Here is a 15,704-nt window from a genome sequence, read left to right as displayed (position 1 = left end):
AACATCCAGATGACTGTCACCCTGATCAAGACCATCGCAATGGAAGACGGTCTGCGTTTCGCCATCCGTGAAGGCGGTCGTACCGTCGGCGCCGGTGTCGTAGCAAAAATTATCGAATAAGTAGTTGATTTACTTGATCAGGCCGGTATAATGGCCGGCCTGATACAGCGTTACAGGTCAGTAGCTCAATTGGCAGAGCGACGGTCTCCAAAACCGTAGGTTGGGGGTTCGATTCCCTCCTGACCTGCCATTCACCTCGGTGTGATTGGCTTTCTTCTTACAGGATCCTCCCCGATGACTCCCAAAACTGAAGCCCAAGAATCGCGTTTCGACTTGTTCAAGTGGCTGGCTGTAGTGGCTTTGGTGGTTGTCGCCGTTGTGGGTAATCAGTATTACTCCGCGTCGCCGATCCTGTACCGCGTTCTTGCACTTCTCGCCCTGGCTGCGGTTGCAGGCTTCGTTGCCTTGCAGACTGCGAAGGGTAAGTCGTTCTTCACGCTGGCGAAGGAAGCGCGGACCGAGATCCGTAAAGTCGTGTGGCCGACCCGCCAAGAAACCACTCAGACCACGCTGATTGTCGTGGCTGTTGTTCTGGTTATGGCACTGCTGCTGTGGGGGCTCGACTCCCTGCTCGGCTGGGCGGTCTCCTTGATTGTTGGCTAAGGGTGTCCCGTGGCTAAGCGTTGGTACGTAGTGCATGCTTACTCGGGTTACGAGAAGCATGTGATGCGCTCCCTGATCGAGCGCGTCAAGCTGGCTGGCATGGAAGACGAATTCGGCGAGATCCTGGTCCCGACCGAAGAAGTCGTTGAAATGCGCAACGGCCAGAAGCGCAAGAGCGAGCGCAAATTCTTCCCTGGCTATGTATTGGTCCAGATGGAAATGAACGAAGGGACTTGGCACCTTGTCAAGGACACCCCTCGGGTCATGGGTTTCATTGGTGGTACCGCAGACAAGCCTGCGCCGATCACTGATAAAGAGGCCGAGGCAATCCTCCGTCGCGTTGCCGATGGTAGTGACAAGCCGAAGCCGAAGACGTTGTTCGAGCCGGGTGAAGTGGTTCGAGTCGTTGATGGTCCGTTTGCTGACTTCAATGGCACCGTCGAAGAGGTTAACTACGAAAAGAGCCGCCTGCAGGTTGCAGTGCTTATTTTCGGTCGCTCTACTCCGGTGGAGCTCGAGTTCGGCCAGGTCGAGAAGGTCTAGCAGGACGAAGCATCCCATACCCCGCAGCCCTATGTGCTGCGGGGTTTTGTCGTCACTGGGATAAAACGCAAGTCATCCGGGGAGCCATCTGGCGTTTGTACCCGATTTTGGAGTAGCTCATGGCTAAGAAGATTCAGGCTTACATCAAGCTGCAAGTAAAGGCCGGCCAGGCCAACCCAAGCCCACCCGTTGGTCCAGCACTGGGTCAACACGGTGTTAACATCATGGAATTCTGCAAGGCCTTCAACGCCCGTACTCAGGGTCAAGAGCCAGGTCTGCCGACTCCAGTGATCATCACTGTCTACAGTGACCGTAGCTTCACCTTCGAAACCAAGAGCACCCCTGCCTCGGTTCTGCTGAAGAAAGCTGCTGGCCTGACCAGTGGTTCGGCTCGCCCGAACACCGTTAAAGTCGGTACCGTTACCCGCGCTCAGCTGGAAGACATCGCGAAAGCCAAACAGGCTGACCTGACTGCCGCTGACCTGGACGCTGCTGTACGCACCATCGCTGGCTCTGCCCGCAGCATGGGCCTGAACGTGGAGGGTGTGTAATGGCTAAGCTGACCAAGCGCCAAAAGGCAATCGCCGAAAAAATCGAAGCAGGCAAGGCCTACAACTTCGAAGAAGCGGCAACTCTGCTGGCCTCGCTGCCTGCTGCCAAGTTCGTCGAGTCCTACGACATCGCCGTCAACCTCGGTGTTGACCCGCGTAAATCCGACCAGGTCGTACGTAGCGCTACCGTGCTGCCGCACGGCACTGGCAAGACCGTACGTGTTGCCGTCTTCACCCAGGGCCCGGCTGCTGAAGCCGCTCTGGCTGCCGGCGCTGACCGCGTAGGTATGGACGATCTGGCTGCCGAAATGAAAGGCGGCGACCTGAACTATGACGTCGTCATCGCATCGCCTGATGCCATGCGTGTTGTAGGTCAGCTGGGTCAGGTTCTGGGTCCTCGCGGCCTGATGCCTAACCCGAAAGTCGGTACCGTTACCCCAGACGTAGCCACTGCCGTGAAAAACGCCAAGGCTGGTCAGGTTCGCTACCGTACCGACAAGAACGGTATCATCCACACCTCCGTTGGCAAGATCGGCTTTGAAGCTGGCAAGCTGAAGGAAAACGTTGAAGCCCTGATCGCTGATCTGAAGCGTATCAAGCCGGCTTCCTCGAAAGGTATCTACGTCAAGCGCGTTACCCTGAGCACCACCATGGGCCCAGGTCTGATCATCGATCAGAGCTCGCTGGACGTGTAAGACCATGCCGGCGGGTGTAAGCTCGCCGGCAGCAAAAATTGGGGTCCCTGCCTGGCGGGGGCTATCCAAGACCGTAGGCGGCGCAAGCCTTAAACAACCAGCCTACGCAGATGGTGCTCCCGGTTCCTTACCGAATCAGACACCAAAACGACATCCGGCTTCGGCCAGATGAAACGGTAACAAGCAGGAGTTTTACCCGTGGCAATTAAACTCGAAGACAAGAAGGCCATCGTCGCTGAAGTCAACGAGGCTGCCAAAGTCGCTCTGTCCGCTGTCGTGGCTGATGCCCGTGGTGTGACTGTAGGCGCAATGACCGGACTCCGTAAAGAGGCTCGTGAAGCTGGCGTATACGTACGTGTCGTACGTAACACCCTGCTCAAGCGCGCTGTTGCCGACACTGAATTCAGTGTCCTCAACGACGCCTTCACTGGCCCGACCCTGATCGCTTTCTCCAACGAACACCCGGGCGCCGCTGCTCGTCTGTTCAAAGAGTTCGCCAAGGGTCAGGACAAGTTCGAGATCAAGGCAGCTGCGTTTGACGGCAAGTTCATTGCAGCGAACCAGATCGACGTGTTGGCTACCCTGCCGACCCGCGACGAAGCCATCGCGAAGCTGATGAGCGTGATTCAAGGCGCTACCAGCAAGCTGGCCCGTACCCTGGCAGCCATTCGCGACCAGAAAGAAGCCACCGCTGCCTAAGGCACCGGAAACTCTTTCAAATCATACGTTTAATTTGATAGCTGCGTAGGCTGTCACCCCAATACAGGATTTAAGTCATGTCTCTGACTAACGAGCAAATCATCGAAGCAATCGGCCAGAAAACCGTTCTGGAAGTTGTTGAGCTGATCAAAGCAATGGAAGAAACCTTCGGCGTTACCGCTGCTGTTGCCGCTGCCGGCCCAGCTGCTGCCGCTGCCGTTGTTGAAGAGCAAACCGAGTTCAACGTTGTTCTGGTTGAAGCCGGCGACAAGAAAGTAAACGTGATCAAGGCCGTTCGCGAGCTGACTGGTCTGGGCCTGAAAGAAGCCAAAGAGAAAGTCGATGGCGCTCCTCAGGTTGTAGCTGAAGGCGTTTCGAAAGAAGCCGCTGAAGACGCTAAGAAGAAGCTGGAAGAAGCAGGCGCTAAAGTCGAGCTGAAGTAATTTCGACTTTGCGATGCCAGCCCGAGCGTCAAGCGAAGGGCTGATGGCTGGTGGCTTATGCCACCGGCCTTTTTCCGTTATTGGTGGCCGATCAGGTCGGCCCCGATAACGAGCTGCAAGACACCCAAGAGGGTGGCGCAAACCAAAGGGTTTGCACGATTTTCTGGCTGCTCCCGCCGGGAGATGCCAAACAAGCAGGTGACCAAGCTGGGGAATGCTGATGGCTTACTCATACACTGAGAAAAAACGTATCCGCAAGGACTTTAGCAAGTTGCCGGACGTCATGGATGTGCCGTACCTCCTGGCCATCCAGCTGGATTCGTATCGCGAATTCCTGCAGGCGGGAGCATCCAAGGATCAGTTCCGCGACGTCGGTCTGCATGCGGCCTTCAAATCGGTATTCCCGATCATCAGCTACTCCGGCAATGCTGCCCTGGAGTACGTCGGCTATCGCCTGGGCGAGCCGGCTTTCGATGTGAAGGAATGTGTCCTGCGCGGTGTGACCTTCGCGGTCCCGCTGCGGGTGAAGGTGCGCCTGATCATCTTCGACAAGGAATCGTCGAATAAAGCGATCAAGGACATCAAAGAGCAAGAAGTCTACATGGGTGAAATTCCCCTGATGACTGAAAACGGTACCTTCGTTATCAACGGTACCGAGCGTGTGATCGTCTCCCAGCTGCACCGTTCGCCTGGTGTGTTCTTCGACCACGACCGTGGCAAGACGCACAGCTCCGGTAAGCTGCTGTACTCCGCGCGCATCATCCCTTACCGCGGTTCGTGGCTGGACTTCGAGTTCGACCCGAAAGACTGCGTGTTCGTACGTATCGACCGTCGCCGCAAACTGCCGGCCTCGGTACTGCTGCGTGCCCTGGGTTACAGCACCGAAGAGGTTCTGAACACCTTCTACACCACCAACGTGTTCCACCTTTCCGGCGAGAAGCTCAGCCTGGAACTGGTGCCTCAGCGTCTGCGTGGTGAAGTTGCGGTCATGGATATCCATGACGACAGCGGCAAGGTCATCGTCGAGCAAGGCCGCCGTATTACCGCGCGCCACATCAACCAGCTGGAAAAGGCTGGCGTGAAAGAGCTCGACGTTCCGCTGGAGTACGTACTGGGTCGCACCACCGCCAAGGCGATCGTGCATCCGGCTACCGGCGAGATCATTGCCGAGTGCAACACCGAGCTGACCACCGACCTGCTGGTGAAGATCGCCAAGGCCCAGGTCGTTCGCGTCGAGACGCTGTACACCAACGACATCGACTGCGGTCCGTTCATTTCCGATACGCTGAAGATCGACACCACCAGCAACCAACTGGAAGCGCTGGTCGAGATCTACCGCATGATGCGTCCAGGCGAGCCGCCAACCAAGGACGCCGCCGAGACCCTGTTCAACAACCTGTTCTTCAGCGCCGAGCGTTACGATCTGTCCGCTGTTGGCCGCATGAAGTTCAACCGTCGTATCGGTCGCACCGAGATCGAAGGTTCGGGCGTGCTGAGCAAGGAAGACATCGTCGAGGTCCTCAAGACCCTGGTCGATATCCGTAACGGCAAAGGCATCGTCGACGACATCGACCACCTGGGTAACCGTCGCGTCCGTTGCGTCGGCGAGATGGCCGAGAACCAGTTCCGCGTTGGCCTGGTGCGTGTTGAACGCGCGGTCAAAGAGCGTCTGTCTATGGCTGAAAGCGAAGGCCTGATGCCGCAGGACCTGATCAACGCCAAGCCGGTTGCGGCGGCGGTGAAAGAGTTCTTCGGCTCCAGCCAGCTTTCGCAGTTCATGGACCAGAACAACCCGCTTTCCGAGATCACCCACAAGCGCCGCGTCTCCGCACTCGGCCCGGGCGGTCTGACCCGTGAGCGTGCTGGCTTCGAAGTCCGTGACGTACACCCGACCCACTACGGCCGCGTGTGCCCGATCGAGACTCCTGAAGGTCCGAACATCGGTCTGATCAACTCCCTGGCGGCCTATGCCCGCACCAACCAGTACGGCTTCCTGGAAAGCCCGTACCGTGTGGTGAAGGAAGGCGTGGTCAGCGACGACATCGTGTTCCTGTCCGCCATCGAAGAGGCCGATCACGTGATCGCCCAGGCTTCGGCCGCGATGAACGACAAGAAGCAGCTGATCGATGAGCTGGTAGCTGTTCGTCACCTGAACGAATTCACCGTCAAGGCGCCGGAAGACGTCACCCTGATGGACGTTTCGCCGAAGCAGGTAGTTTCGGTTGCCGCGTCGCTGATTCCGTTCCTCGAGCACGACGACGCCAACCGTGCGTTGATGGGTTCCAACATGCAGCGTCAGGCTGTACCGACCCTGCGCGCCGACAAGCCGCTGGTAGGTACCGGCATGGAGCGCAACGTTGCCCGTGACTCCGGTGTCTGCGTGGTTGCTCGCCGCGGTGGTGTGATCGACTCGGTCGACGCCAGCCGTATCGTCGTGCGCGTTGCCGACGACGAAGTCGAGACTGGTGAAGCAGGTGTGGATATCTACAACCTGACCAAATACACCCGCTCCAACCAGAACACCTGCATCAACCAGCGTCCGCTGGTCAGCAAGGGTGACAAGGTTGCGCGTGGCGACATCATGGCCGACGGCCCGTCCACCGACATGGGTGAACTGGCACTGGGTCAGAACATGCGCATCGCGTTCATGGCGTGGAACGGCTTCAACTTCGAAGACTCCATCTGCCTGTCCGAGCGTGTGGTTCAGGAAGACCGCTTCACCACGATCCACATCCAGGAACTGACCTGTGTGGCCCGTGACACCAAGCTTGGCCCAGAGGAAATCACCGCGGACATCCCGAACGTCGGTGAAGCTGCGCTGAACAAGCTGGACGAAGCCGGTATCGTCTACGTGGGTGCCGAAGTCGGCGCTGGCGACATTCTGGTCGGCAAGGTCACTCCGAAAGGCGAGACCCAGCTGACTCCGGAAGAAAAACTGCTGCGTGCGATCTTCGGTGAGAAGGCCAGCGACGTCAAAGACACCTCCCTGCGTGTGCCGACCGGCACCAAGGGTACCGTCATCGACGTACAGGTCTTCACCCGTGATGGCGTCGAGCGCGACAGCCGCGCCCTGGCCATCGAGAAGATGCAGCTGGACGAGATCCGCAAGGACCTCAACGAAGAGTTCCGCATCGTCGAAGGCGCGACCTTCGAGCGTCTGCGTTCGGCTCTGAACGGCCAGGTGGTTGACGGTGGCGCGGGCCTGAAGAAAGGCACCGTGATCAGCGACGACGTGCTGAACGGTCTGGAGCACGGCCAGTGGTTCAAACTGCGCATGGCCGAAGATGCACTGAACGAGCAGCTGGAAAAGGCTCAGCAGTACATCGTCGATCGCCGTCGCCTGCTGGATGACAAGTTCGAAGACAAGAAGCGCAAGCTGCAGCAGGGCGATGACCTGGCTCCGGGCGTACTGAAGATCGTCAAGGTCTACCTGGCAATCCGCCGTCGCATCCAGCCGGGTGACAAGATGGCCGGTCGTCACGGTAACAAGGGTGTCGTCTCGGTAATCATGCCGGTCGAAGACATGCCGCACGACGCCAACGGTACTCCGGTCGACGTCGTACTGAACCCGCTGGGCGTACCTTCGCGTATGAACGTCGGTCAGATCCTTGAAACCCACCTGGGCCTCGCGGCCAAGGGCCTGGGCGAGAAGATCGACCGCATGATCGAAGAGCAGCGCAAAGCCGCTGAACTGCGCACCTTCCTCACCGAGATCTACAACGAGATCGGTGGTCGTCAGGAGAACCTGGAAGAGTTCACCGACGAAGAGATCATCGCCCTGGCGAACAACCTGAAGAAGGGCGTGCCGATGGCCACTCCAGTCTTCGACGGTGCCAAGGAGCGTGAGATCAAGGCCATGCTGAAACTGGCAGATCTGCCAGAGAGCGGCCAGATGGTGCTGTTCGATGGCCGTACCGGCAACAAGTTCGAGCGTCCGGTGACCGTTGGTTACATGTACATGCTCAAGCTGAACCACTTGGTGGACGACAAGATGCACGCGCGTTCCACTGGTTCCTACAGCCTGGTTACCCAGCAGCCGCTGGGTGGTAAGGCGCAGTTCGGTGGTCAGCGTTTCGGGGAGATGGAAGTGTGGGCGCTGGAAGCATACGGCGCGGCATACACCCTGCAAGAAATGCTCACAGTGAAGTCGGACGACGTGAACGGCCGTACCAAGATGTACAAGAACATCGTGGATGGCGATCACCGTATGGAGCCGGGCATGCCCGAGTCCTTCAACGTGTTGATCAAAGAGATCCGTTCCCTCGGTATCGATATCGATCTGGAAACCGAATAACACGTGACGCGAGGGGAGTGGGCAGGTAATGCCCACTCCCTGCTCCGCCAGGAGGAAAGGCCTTGAAAGACCTACTGAATTTGCTGAAAAACCAGGGTCAAGTCGAAGAGTTCGACGCCATCCGCATCGGTCTGGCGTCGCCTGAAATGATCCGTTCGTGGTCGTTCGGTGAAGTCAAGAAGCCGGAAACCATCAACTACCGTACGTTCAAGCCTGAGCGTGACGGCCTGTTCTGCGCCAAGATCTTTGGCCCAGTCAAGGACTACGAGTGCCTGTGCGGCAAGTACAAGCGCCTCAAGCACCGCGGCGTGATCTGCGAGAAGTGCGGCGTTGAAGTTGCCCTGGCCAAGGTTCGTCGTGAGCGCATGGCGCACATCGAACTGGCCTCGCCGGTTGCCCACATCTGGTTCCTGAAGTCGCTGCCGTCCCGCATCGGCCTGCTGATGGACATGACCCTGCGTGACATCGAGCGCGTGCTCTACTTCGAGAGCTACGTGGTGATCGATCCGGGCATGACCACCCTCGAGAAGGGCCAGCTGCTGAACGACGAGCAGTACTTCGAAGCGCTGGAAGAGTTCGGTGACGACTTCGACGCCCGCATGGGTGCCGAGGCTGTCCGCGAGCTGCTGCACGCTATCGACCTGGAGCACGAGATCGGCCGCCTGCGCGAAGAAATTCCGCAGACCAACTCGGAAACCAAGATCAAGAAGCTGTCCAAGCGCCTGAAGCTGATGGAAGCTTTCCAGGGCTCGGGCAACCTGCCTGAGTGGATGGTCCTGACCGTCCTGCCAGTACTGCCGCCGGACCTGCGTCCGCTGGTACCGCTGGATGGCGGCCGCTTCGCGACCTCCGACCTGAACGACCTGTATCGTCGGGTGATCAACCGTAACAACCGTCTGAAGCGCCTGCTCGATCTGTCGGCGCCGGACATCATCGTGCGCAACGAAAAGCGCATGCTGCAGGAGGCGGTCGACGCCCTGCTCGACAACGGCCGTCGCGGTCGCGCCATCACTGGCTCGAACAAGCGTCCGCTGAAGTCCCTGGCCGACATGATCAAAGGTAAGCAGGGTCGCTTCCGTCAGAACTTGCTCGGTAAGCGCGTGGACTACTCCGGTCGTTCGGTAATTACCGTAGGCCCGACCCTGCGTCTGCACCAGTGCGGTCTGCCGAAGAAGATGGCCCTCGAGCTGTTCAAGCCGTTCATTTTCGGCAAGCTGGAAATGCGTGGTCTGGCGACCACCATCAAGGCTGCCAAGAAGATGGTCGAGCGCGAGCTGCCGGAGGTGTGGGACGTGCTCGCCGAGGTGATCCGCGAACACCCCGTACTGCTCAACCGTGCGCCTACCCTGCACCGTCTGGGTATCCAGGCTTTCGAGCCCGTGCTGATCGAAGGTAAGGCTATCCAGCTCCACCCGCTGGTCTGCGCCGCGTACAACGCCGACTTCGACGGTGACCAGATGGCCGTTCACGTGCCGCTGACCCTGGAAGCCCAGCTCGAAGCGCGTGCGCTGATGATGTCGACCAACAACATCCTGTCGCCAGCCAACGGTGAGCCAATCATCGTTCCGTCGCAGGACGTGGTACTGGGTCTGTATTACATGACCCGTGAAGCCATCAACGCCAAGGGCGAAGGTCGCGTATTCGCCGACCTGCAGGAAGTCGACCGCGTATTCCGCGCCGGCGAAGCCGCCCTGCACGCGAAAATCAAGGTTCGTATCAACGAAACCGTGAAAGACCGTGATGGCAGCATCACCAAGAACACCCGTATCGTCGACACCACCGTCGGCCGTGCGCTGCTGTTCCAGGTAGTACCGGCCGGCCTGCCGTTCGACGTCGTCAACCAGTCGATGAAGAAGAAGGCGATCTCCAAGCTGATCAACCAGTGCTACCGCGTGGTGGGTCTGAAAGAGACCGTGATCTTCGCTGACCAGCTGATGTACACCGGTTTTGCCTACTCGACCATTTCCGGCGTTTCGATCGGCGTTAACGACTTCGTTATCCCGGACGAGAAAGCCCGCATCATCGGTACCGCTACCGACGAAGTGAAGGAAATCGAGAGCCAGTACGCCTCCGGCCTGGTCACCCAGGGCGAGAAGTACAACAAGGTCATCGACTTGTGGTCCAAGGCGAACGACGAAGTGTCCAAGGCGATGATGGCCAACCTCTCGAAAGAGAAGGTAGTCGATCGCGAGGGCAAGGAAGTCGAGCAAGAGTCCTTCAACTCGATGTACATGATGGCCGACTCCGGTGCGCGTGGTTCCGCCGCTCAGATCCGTCAGCTGGCCGGTATGCGTGGCCTGATGGCCAAGCCGGACGGCTCGATCATCGAGACGCCGATCACCGCGAACTTCCGTGAAGGTCTGAGCGTACTGCAGTACTTCATCTCGACTCACGGTGCTCGTAAAGGTCTGGCGGATACCGCGTTGAAGACCGCGAACTCCGGTTACCTGACTCGTCGTCTGGTGGACGTTGCCCAGGATCTGGTCGTGACCGAGATCGACTGCGGCACCGACCAGGGTCTGCTGATGACCCCGCACATCGAAGGCGGCGACGTTGTCGAGCCGCTGGGTGAGCGCGTACTGGGTCGTGTCATCGCCCGTGACGTATTCAAGCCAGGCACCGAGGACGTCATCGTTCCGGCCGGTACCCTGGTAGACGAGCAGTGGGTCGAGTTCATCGAGCTGAACAGCATCGACGAAGTCGTCGTGCGTTCGCCGATCAACTGCGAAACCCGCTACGGCATCTGCGCCAAGTGCTACGGTCGTGACCTGGCGCGCGGCCACCAGGTGAACATCGGTGAAGCTGTCGGCGTTATCGCTGCGCAGTCGATCGGTGAGCCGGGTACCCAGCTGACCATGCGTACGTTCCACATCGGTGGTGCTGCAAGCCGTACTTCGGCTGCCGACAGCGTCCAGGTGAAGAACGGCGGTATGGTGCGCCTGCACAACCTGAAACAGGTTGAGCGTGCCGACGGTAACCTGGTTGCCGTATCGCGTTCCGGCGAGCTGGCGATTGCCGACGAGTTCGGTCGTGAGCGTGAGCGTTACAAGCTGCCTTACGGTGCCGTGATTTCGGTCAAGGAAGGTGACAAGGTCGAAGCTGGCGCCATCGTCGCCAAGTGGGACCCGCACACCCACCCGATCGTTACCGAGCTGAAAGGTACCGTGACCTTCGTGGGCATGGAAGAAAACATCACCATCAAGCGTCAGACCGATGAACTGACCGGCTTGACCAACATTGAAGTCCTGGACGTCAAGGATCGCCCTGCCGCAGGCAAGGAAATCCGTCCGGCGATCAAGATGGTCGACGCCAACGGCAAGGACCTGTACCTGCCAGGTACCGACGTACCTGCCCAGTACTTCCTGCCGGCCAACGCCCTCGTCGGCGTGGCTGACGGTGCCCAGATCGGCGTCGGTGACGTTATCGCGCGTATTCCGCAAGAAACGTCGAAGACCCGTGACATCACCGGTGGTCTGCCACGCGTTGCCGACTTGTTCGAAGCGCGCCGTCCGAAAGAAGCCTCGATCCTGGCTGAAGTCAGCGGCACCATCGCGTTCGGTAAAGAGACCAAGGGCAAGCGTCGCCTGGTCATCACTCCGACCGACGGTAGCGATCCGTATGAAGAGCTGATTCCGAAGTGGCGCCACCTGAACGTCTTCGAAGGCGAACAGGTCAACCGCGGCGAAGTTATCTCCGACGGCCCGAGCGATCCGCACGACATCCTGCGTCTGCTGGGTGTGAGCGCGCTGGCGAAGTACATCGTCAACGAGATCCAGGACGTTTACCGTCTGCAAGGCGTGAAGATCAACGACAAGCACATCGAGACCATCCTGCGTCAGATGCTGCGCAAGGTCGAGATCTCCGAGTCGGGCGATTCCAGCTTCATCAAGGGCGACCAGATGGAACTGACTCAGGTCCTGGTAGAGAACGAGCGTCTCGCCGGCGAAGACAAGTTCATCTCCAAGTTCACCCGTGTGTTGCTGGGTATCACCAAGGCCTCGCTATCCACCGAATCGTTCATCTCGGCGGCTTCCTTCCAGGAAACCACCCGTGTACTGACTGAGGCGGCGGTAACCGGCAAGCGTGACTACCTGCGCGGCCTGAAAGAGAACGTGGTCGTGGGTCGTCTGATCCCGGCCGGTACTGGTCTGGCCTATCACAGCGAGCGTAAGCGTCGCCGTGATGCCGACAAACCGCTGCGTGTGAGCGCCAGTGAGGTGGAAGCCGCACTGACCGAAGCGCTGAATTCCAGCGGTAACTAAGTACAGGGCAGGGCCCCGGCAAGCCTCGAGCGGGCATCGGCGACATGATTTGTTGCCGATGACCGGGCGAGGAGGGCCGGGGCCTCGTCTTGACTGGGTGCAAGATCCTCTTTAGACTTTTGTACCCTTAAATTTGGTGAGGCTCCGTCTCGCCAATTTTTGGCTTTCTTGCAAGACAATAGAGTCGCAAGACAATCAGTGGAGCTAGTAGATGGCAACTATCAACCAGCTGGTACGTCAGCCGCGTAAGCGTTCGGTCGAGAAGTCCGACGTTCCTGCGCTGCAGAACTGCCCGCAACGTCGTGGCGTGTGCACCCGCGTGTACACCACCACGCCGAAAAAACCTAACTCGGCACTGCGTAAAGTATGCCGTGTGCGTCTGACCAACGGTTTCGAGGTTTCCTCGTACATCGGTGGTGAAGGCCACAACCTGCAAGAGCACAGCGTCGTCCTGATCCGTGGCGGCCGTGTAAAAGACTTGCCAGGTGTTCGTTACCACACCGTTCGCGGCTCTCTGGATACTTCGGGCGTCAAAGGCCGTAACCAGGGTCGTTCGAAGTACGGTACCAAGCGTCCGAAGTAATCGGTCGTTTGCACATATCCATTTTTTTGAGTCGATAAGAGTAAGGTCGGGCAGGGGTCGAAGACCCACGTCCCGGGCTAACCTGAAGACCGTTTGAGGGCTTATCATGCCAAGACGTCGTGTAGCAGCAAAACGTGAGATCCTGGACGATCCGAAGTACGGATCCCAGATCCTCGCCAAGTTCATGAACCACGTGATGGAAAGCGGCAAGAAGGCTGTGGCCGAGCGCATCGTTTACGGTGCCCTGGATGCAGTCAAAGCACGCAAGAACAGCGACCCCCTGGAAATCTTCGAGAAAGCTCTCGACGCCATCGCTCCGCTGGTCGAAGTAAAGTCCCGCCGTGTCGGCGGTGCCACTTACCAGGTCCCGGTTGAAGTTCGTCCGTCCCGTCGTAACGCTCTGGCAATGCGCTGGCTCGTAGACTACGCCCGCAAGCGCGGCGAGAAGTCGATGGCCCTGCGCCTGGCCGGTGAGCTGCTGGATGCTGCCGAAGGCAAGGGTGCTGCAGTCAAGAAGCGTGAAGACGTGCACCGTATGGCCGAAGCCAACAAAGCGTTCTCGCACTACCGCTTCTAATTCAAGCATCAATTATTTTGCGAGGGCTTTATGGCTCGTACTACAGCAATTAACCGCTACCGTAACATCGGTATCTGCGCGCACGTTGACGCGGGCAAGACTACCACTACCGAGCGGATCCTGTTCTACACAGGTCTGAGCCACAAGATGGGCGAGGTGCATGACGGCGCCGCGACCACCGACTGGATGGTGCAGGAGCAGGAGCGCGGTATCACCATTACCTCCGCTGCCGTTACCACCTTCTGGAAAGGTTCTGTCGGTCAGTACGACAACTACCGCGTAAACGTCATCGATACCCCCGGCCACGTTGACTTCACCATTGAAGTTGAGCGTTCGCTGCGCGTACTCGACGGCGCGGTCGTTGTGTTCTGCGGTACCTCCGGCGTTGAGCCGCAGTCCGAAACCGTATGGCGTCAAGCCAACAAGTACGGTGTTCCACGTGTTGTCTACGTGAACAAGATGGACCGTGCCGGTGCCAACTTCCTGCGCGTCGTAGGTCAGATCAAGAACCGTCTGGGTCACACCCCGGTTCCGGTTCAGCTGGCCATCGGTTCGGAAGATAACTTCCAGGGTCAGGTCGATCTGATCAAGATGAAGGCTATCTACTGGAACGACGACGACAAAGGCACCACTTATCGCGAGGAAGAAATTCCTGCCGATATGCTGGAGCTGGCTCAAGAGTGGCGCTCCAACATGGTTGAAGCGGCTGCAGAGTCCAGCGAAGAGCTGATGAACAAGTACCTGGAAGGCGAAGAGCTGACCGTCGAAGAGATCAAAGCCGGTCTGCGCGCGCGCACCCTGGCCAGCGAGATCGTTCCGGCTGTCTGCGGTTCGTCGTTCAAGAACAAGGGCGTTCCCCTGGTTCTCGACGCTGTCATCGACTACCTGCCTGCTCCGACCGAGATCCCTGCAATCCAGGGCATCAACCCGGACGACAAAGAGCTGGACAAAGAAGATCCGGCTGTTCGTAAGGACGAGCGTCACGCAGACGACGACGAGCCGTTCTCGGCTCTGGCGTTCAAGATCGCGACTGACCCGTTCGTGGGTACTCTGACCTTCGTTCGCGTCTACTCGGGCGTTCTGGCCTCCGGTGACTCGGTCATCAACTCGGTCAAGGGCAAGAAAGAGCGCGTTGGTCGTATGGTGCAGATGCACGCGAACCAGCGTGAAGAGATCAAGGAAGTACGCGCTGGCGACATCGCGGCCCTGATCGGCATGAAAGATGTGACCACCGGCGAAACCCTGTGCAACATCGAGAAGCCAATCATCCTTGAGCGTATGGACTTCCCTGAGCCGGTGATTTCGCTCTCCGTCGAGCCGAAAACCAAGGCTGACCAAGAGAAGATGGGTATCGCTCTGGGCAAGCTGGCCCAGGAAGACCCGTCGTTCCGCGTCAAGACCGACGAAGAAACCGGCCAGACCATCATCTCCGGTATGGGTGAGCTGCACCTGGACATCCTCGTTGACCGCATGAAGCGCGAATTCAACGTCGAAGCCAACATCGGTAAGCCTCAGGTTTCGTACCGTGAGAAGATCACCAAATCCGGCGTTGAGATCGAAGGCAAATTCGTTCGTCAGTCGGGTGGTCGTGGTCAGTTCGGTCACTGCTGGATCCGTTTCTCGGAGCCAGATCAGGACGACAAGGGCAACATCACCGAAGGTCTGGTGTTCTCCAACGAAGTCGTTGGCGGTGTGATTCCTAAGGAATTCATCGCTCCGATCCAGAAGGGTATCGAAGAGCAGATGAAAAACGGCGTTGTTGCCGGTTATCCTCTGATCGGCCTGAAGGCCACGGTATTCGACGGTTCGTACCACGACGTCGACTCCAACGAAATGGCGTTCAAAATCGCTGCTTCGATGGCAACCAAGCAACTGGCCCAGAAGGGCGGTGGCGTGGTTCTCGAGCCGATCATGAAGGTCGAAGTTGTAACCCCGGAAGACTACCTGGGTGACGTGATGGGTGACCTGAACCGTCGTCGTGGTCTGGTCCAGGGTATGGATGAGTCGGTCTCTGGCCGCGTCGTCCGCGCTGAGGTTCCGCTGGGAGAGATGTTCGGTTACGCAACCGACGTTCGTTCCATGTCTCAGGGTCGCGCAAGCTACTCCATGGAATTCTCGAAGTACGCTGAAGCTCCGTCGAACATCGTCGAAGCTCTCATTAAAAAACAAGGCTGATTCAGCCCCTTTAGGCTAGGAGTTCACTGTCGTGGCTAAAGAAAAATTTGATCGTTCCCTTCCGCACGTCAACGTTGGCACCATCGGTCACGTTGACCACGGTAAAACCACCCTGACCGCAGCTCTGACCCGCGTCTGCTCCGAAGTTTTCGGTTCGGCCGTCGTTGAGTTCGACAAGATCGACTCGGCTCCGGAAGAAAAAGCTCGCGGTATCACCAT

13 protein-coding genes and 1 tRNA gene are annotated in these 15,704 nt (G+C 58.5%); all 14 read left to right on the top strand.

Features of this window, described 5'->3' with window-relative positions; translation table 11 throughout:
* Window positions 1–120, top strand: a 120-nt coding sequence (locus ACVWY1_RS25765) for an EF-Tu C-terminal domain-related protein (RefSeq protein WP_080963315.1), incomplete at its 5' end; no start/stop codon positions are given.
* A 54-nt stretch (window positions 121–174) separates the two neighbouring features.
* Window positions 175–250, top strand: a tRNA-Trp gene (locus ACVWY1_RS25760).
* A gap of 44 nt (window positions 251–294) precedes the next feature.
* Window positions 295–663 (top strand): preprotein translocase subunit SecE, encoded by a 369-nt coding sequence (secE, locus tag ACVWY1_RS25755; protein WP_023628745.1) that lies wholly within the window; start codon window positions 295–297, stop codon window positions 661–663.
* Window positions 664–672: 9 nt separating this feature from the next.
* A complete protein-coding gene (gene nusG, locus ACVWY1_RS25750) occupies window positions 673–1,206 on the top strand; it encodes a transcription termination/antitermination protein NusG (protein WP_023628746.1) in 534 nt (177 codons plus the stop codon).
* A 119-nt stretch (window positions 1,207–1,325) separates the two neighbouring features.
* A complete protein-coding gene (gene rplK, locus ACVWY1_RS25745; protein WP_011531881.1) occupies window positions 1,326–1,757 on the top strand; it encodes a 50S ribosomal protein L11 in 432 nt (143 codons plus the stop codon).
* Window positions 1,757–2,452: a 50S ribosomal protein L1 gene (rplA, locus tag ACVWY1_RS25740; protein WP_023628747.1), complete on the top strand. Its 696-nt coding sequence runs from the start codon at window positions 1,757–1,759 to the stop codon at window positions 2,450–2,452. Before rplK ends, rplA begins: the two co-directional genes overlap by 1 nt.
* Before the next feature lie 198 nt (window positions 2,453–2,650).
* Complete coding sequence (gene rplJ, locus ACVWY1_RS25735) at window positions 2,651–3,151, top strand: 50S ribosomal protein L10 (protein WP_023628748.1); 501 nt, start codon at window positions 2,651–2,653, stop codon at window positions 3,149–3,151.
* Window positions 3,152–3,228: 77 nt separating this feature from the next.
* Window positions 3,229–3,594 carry a 50S ribosomal protein L7/L12 gene (gene rplL / locus ACVWY1_RS25730; RefSeq protein WP_003255496.1) on the top strand — a complete coding sequence of 122 codons (366 nt, stop codon included), beginning with the start codon at window positions 3,229–3,231 and terminating at the stop codon, window positions 3,592–3,594.
* A gap of 220 nt (window positions 3,595–3,814) precedes the next feature.
* Window positions 3,815–7,888 (top strand): DNA-directed RNA polymerase subunit beta, encoded by a 4,074-nt coding sequence (rpoB, locus tag ACVWY1_RS25725; RefSeq protein WP_031314438.1) that lies wholly within the window; start codon window positions 3,815–3,817, stop codon window positions 7,886–7,888.
* Between the two features lie 62 nt (window positions 7,889–7,950).
* On the top strand, window positions 7,951–12,150 hold the full coding sequence (gene rpoC / locus ACVWY1_RS25720; RefSeq protein ID WP_046857349.1) for a DNA-directed RNA polymerase subunit beta': 4,200 nt from the start codon (window positions 7,951–7,953) through the stop codon (window positions 12,148–12,150).
* 211 nt (window positions 12,151–12,361) lie between these two features.
* Window positions 12,362–12,733, top strand: a complete 372-nt coding sequence (rpsL, locus tag ACVWY1_RS25715) for a 30S ribosomal protein S12 (protein ID WP_003255492.1) — start codon at window positions 12,362–12,364, stop codon at window positions 12,731–12,733.
* A 106-nt stretch (window positions 12,734–12,839) separates the two neighbouring features.
* A complete protein-coding gene (gene rpsG / locus ACVWY1_RS25710; protein ID WP_023628750.1) occupies window positions 12,840–13,310 on the top strand; it encodes a 30S ribosomal protein S7 in 471 nt (156 codons plus the stop codon).
* 30 nt (window positions 13,311–13,340) lie between these two features.
* Window positions 13,341–15,485, top strand: coding sequence for an elongation factor G (gene fusA, locus ACVWY1_RS25705; RefSeq protein WP_139668115.1), 2,145 nt, complete (start codon window positions 13,341–13,343; stop codon window positions 15,483–15,485).
* A gap of 31 nt (window positions 15,486–15,516) precedes the next feature.
* A partial coding sequence (locus tag ACVWY1_RS25700; RefSeq protein ID WP_244891356.1) for a GTP-binding protein occupies window positions 15,517–15,704 on the top strand: 188 nt, incomplete at its 3' end.

Source organism: Pseudomonas sp. TE6288 (assembly GCF_054062095.1).
This window is presented reverse-complemented; position numbering and strand designations above follow the sequence as displayed.

What these genes read in the sequence shown, in the direction of transcription:
- fusA (WP_139668115.1), top strand. Translation starts at nt 13,341, where the DNA reads ATGGCTCGTACTACAGCAATTAACCGCTACCGTAACATCGGTATCTGC.
- secE (WP_023628745.1), top strand. Translation starts at nt 295, where the DNA reads ATGACTCCCAAAACTGAAGCCCAAGAATCGCGTTTCGACTTGTTCAAG.
- rpsG (WP_023628750.1), top strand. Translation starts at nt 12,840, where the DNA reads ATGCCAAGACGTCGTGTAGCAGCAAAACGTGAGATCCTGGACGATCCG.
- rplK (WP_011531881.1), top strand. Translation starts at nt 1,326, where the DNA reads ATGGCTAAGAAGATTCAGGCTTACATCAAGCTGCAAGTAAAGGCCGGC.
- rplL (WP_003255496.1), top strand. Translation starts at nt 3,229, where the DNA reads ATGTCTCTGACTAACGAGCAAATCATCGAAGCAATCGGCCAGAAAACC.
- rpsL (WP_003255492.1), top strand. Translation starts at nt 12,362, where the DNA reads ATGGCAACTATCAACCAGCTGGTACGTCAGCCGCGTAAGCGTTCGGTC.
- rplA (WP_023628747.1), top strand. Translation starts at nt 1,757, where the DNA reads ATGGCTAAGCTGACCAAGCGCCAAAAGGCAATCGCCGAAAAAATCGAA.
- rpoB (WP_031314438.1), top strand. Translation starts at nt 3,815, where the DNA reads ATGGCTTACTCATACACTGAGAAAAAACGTATCCGCAAGGACTTTAGC.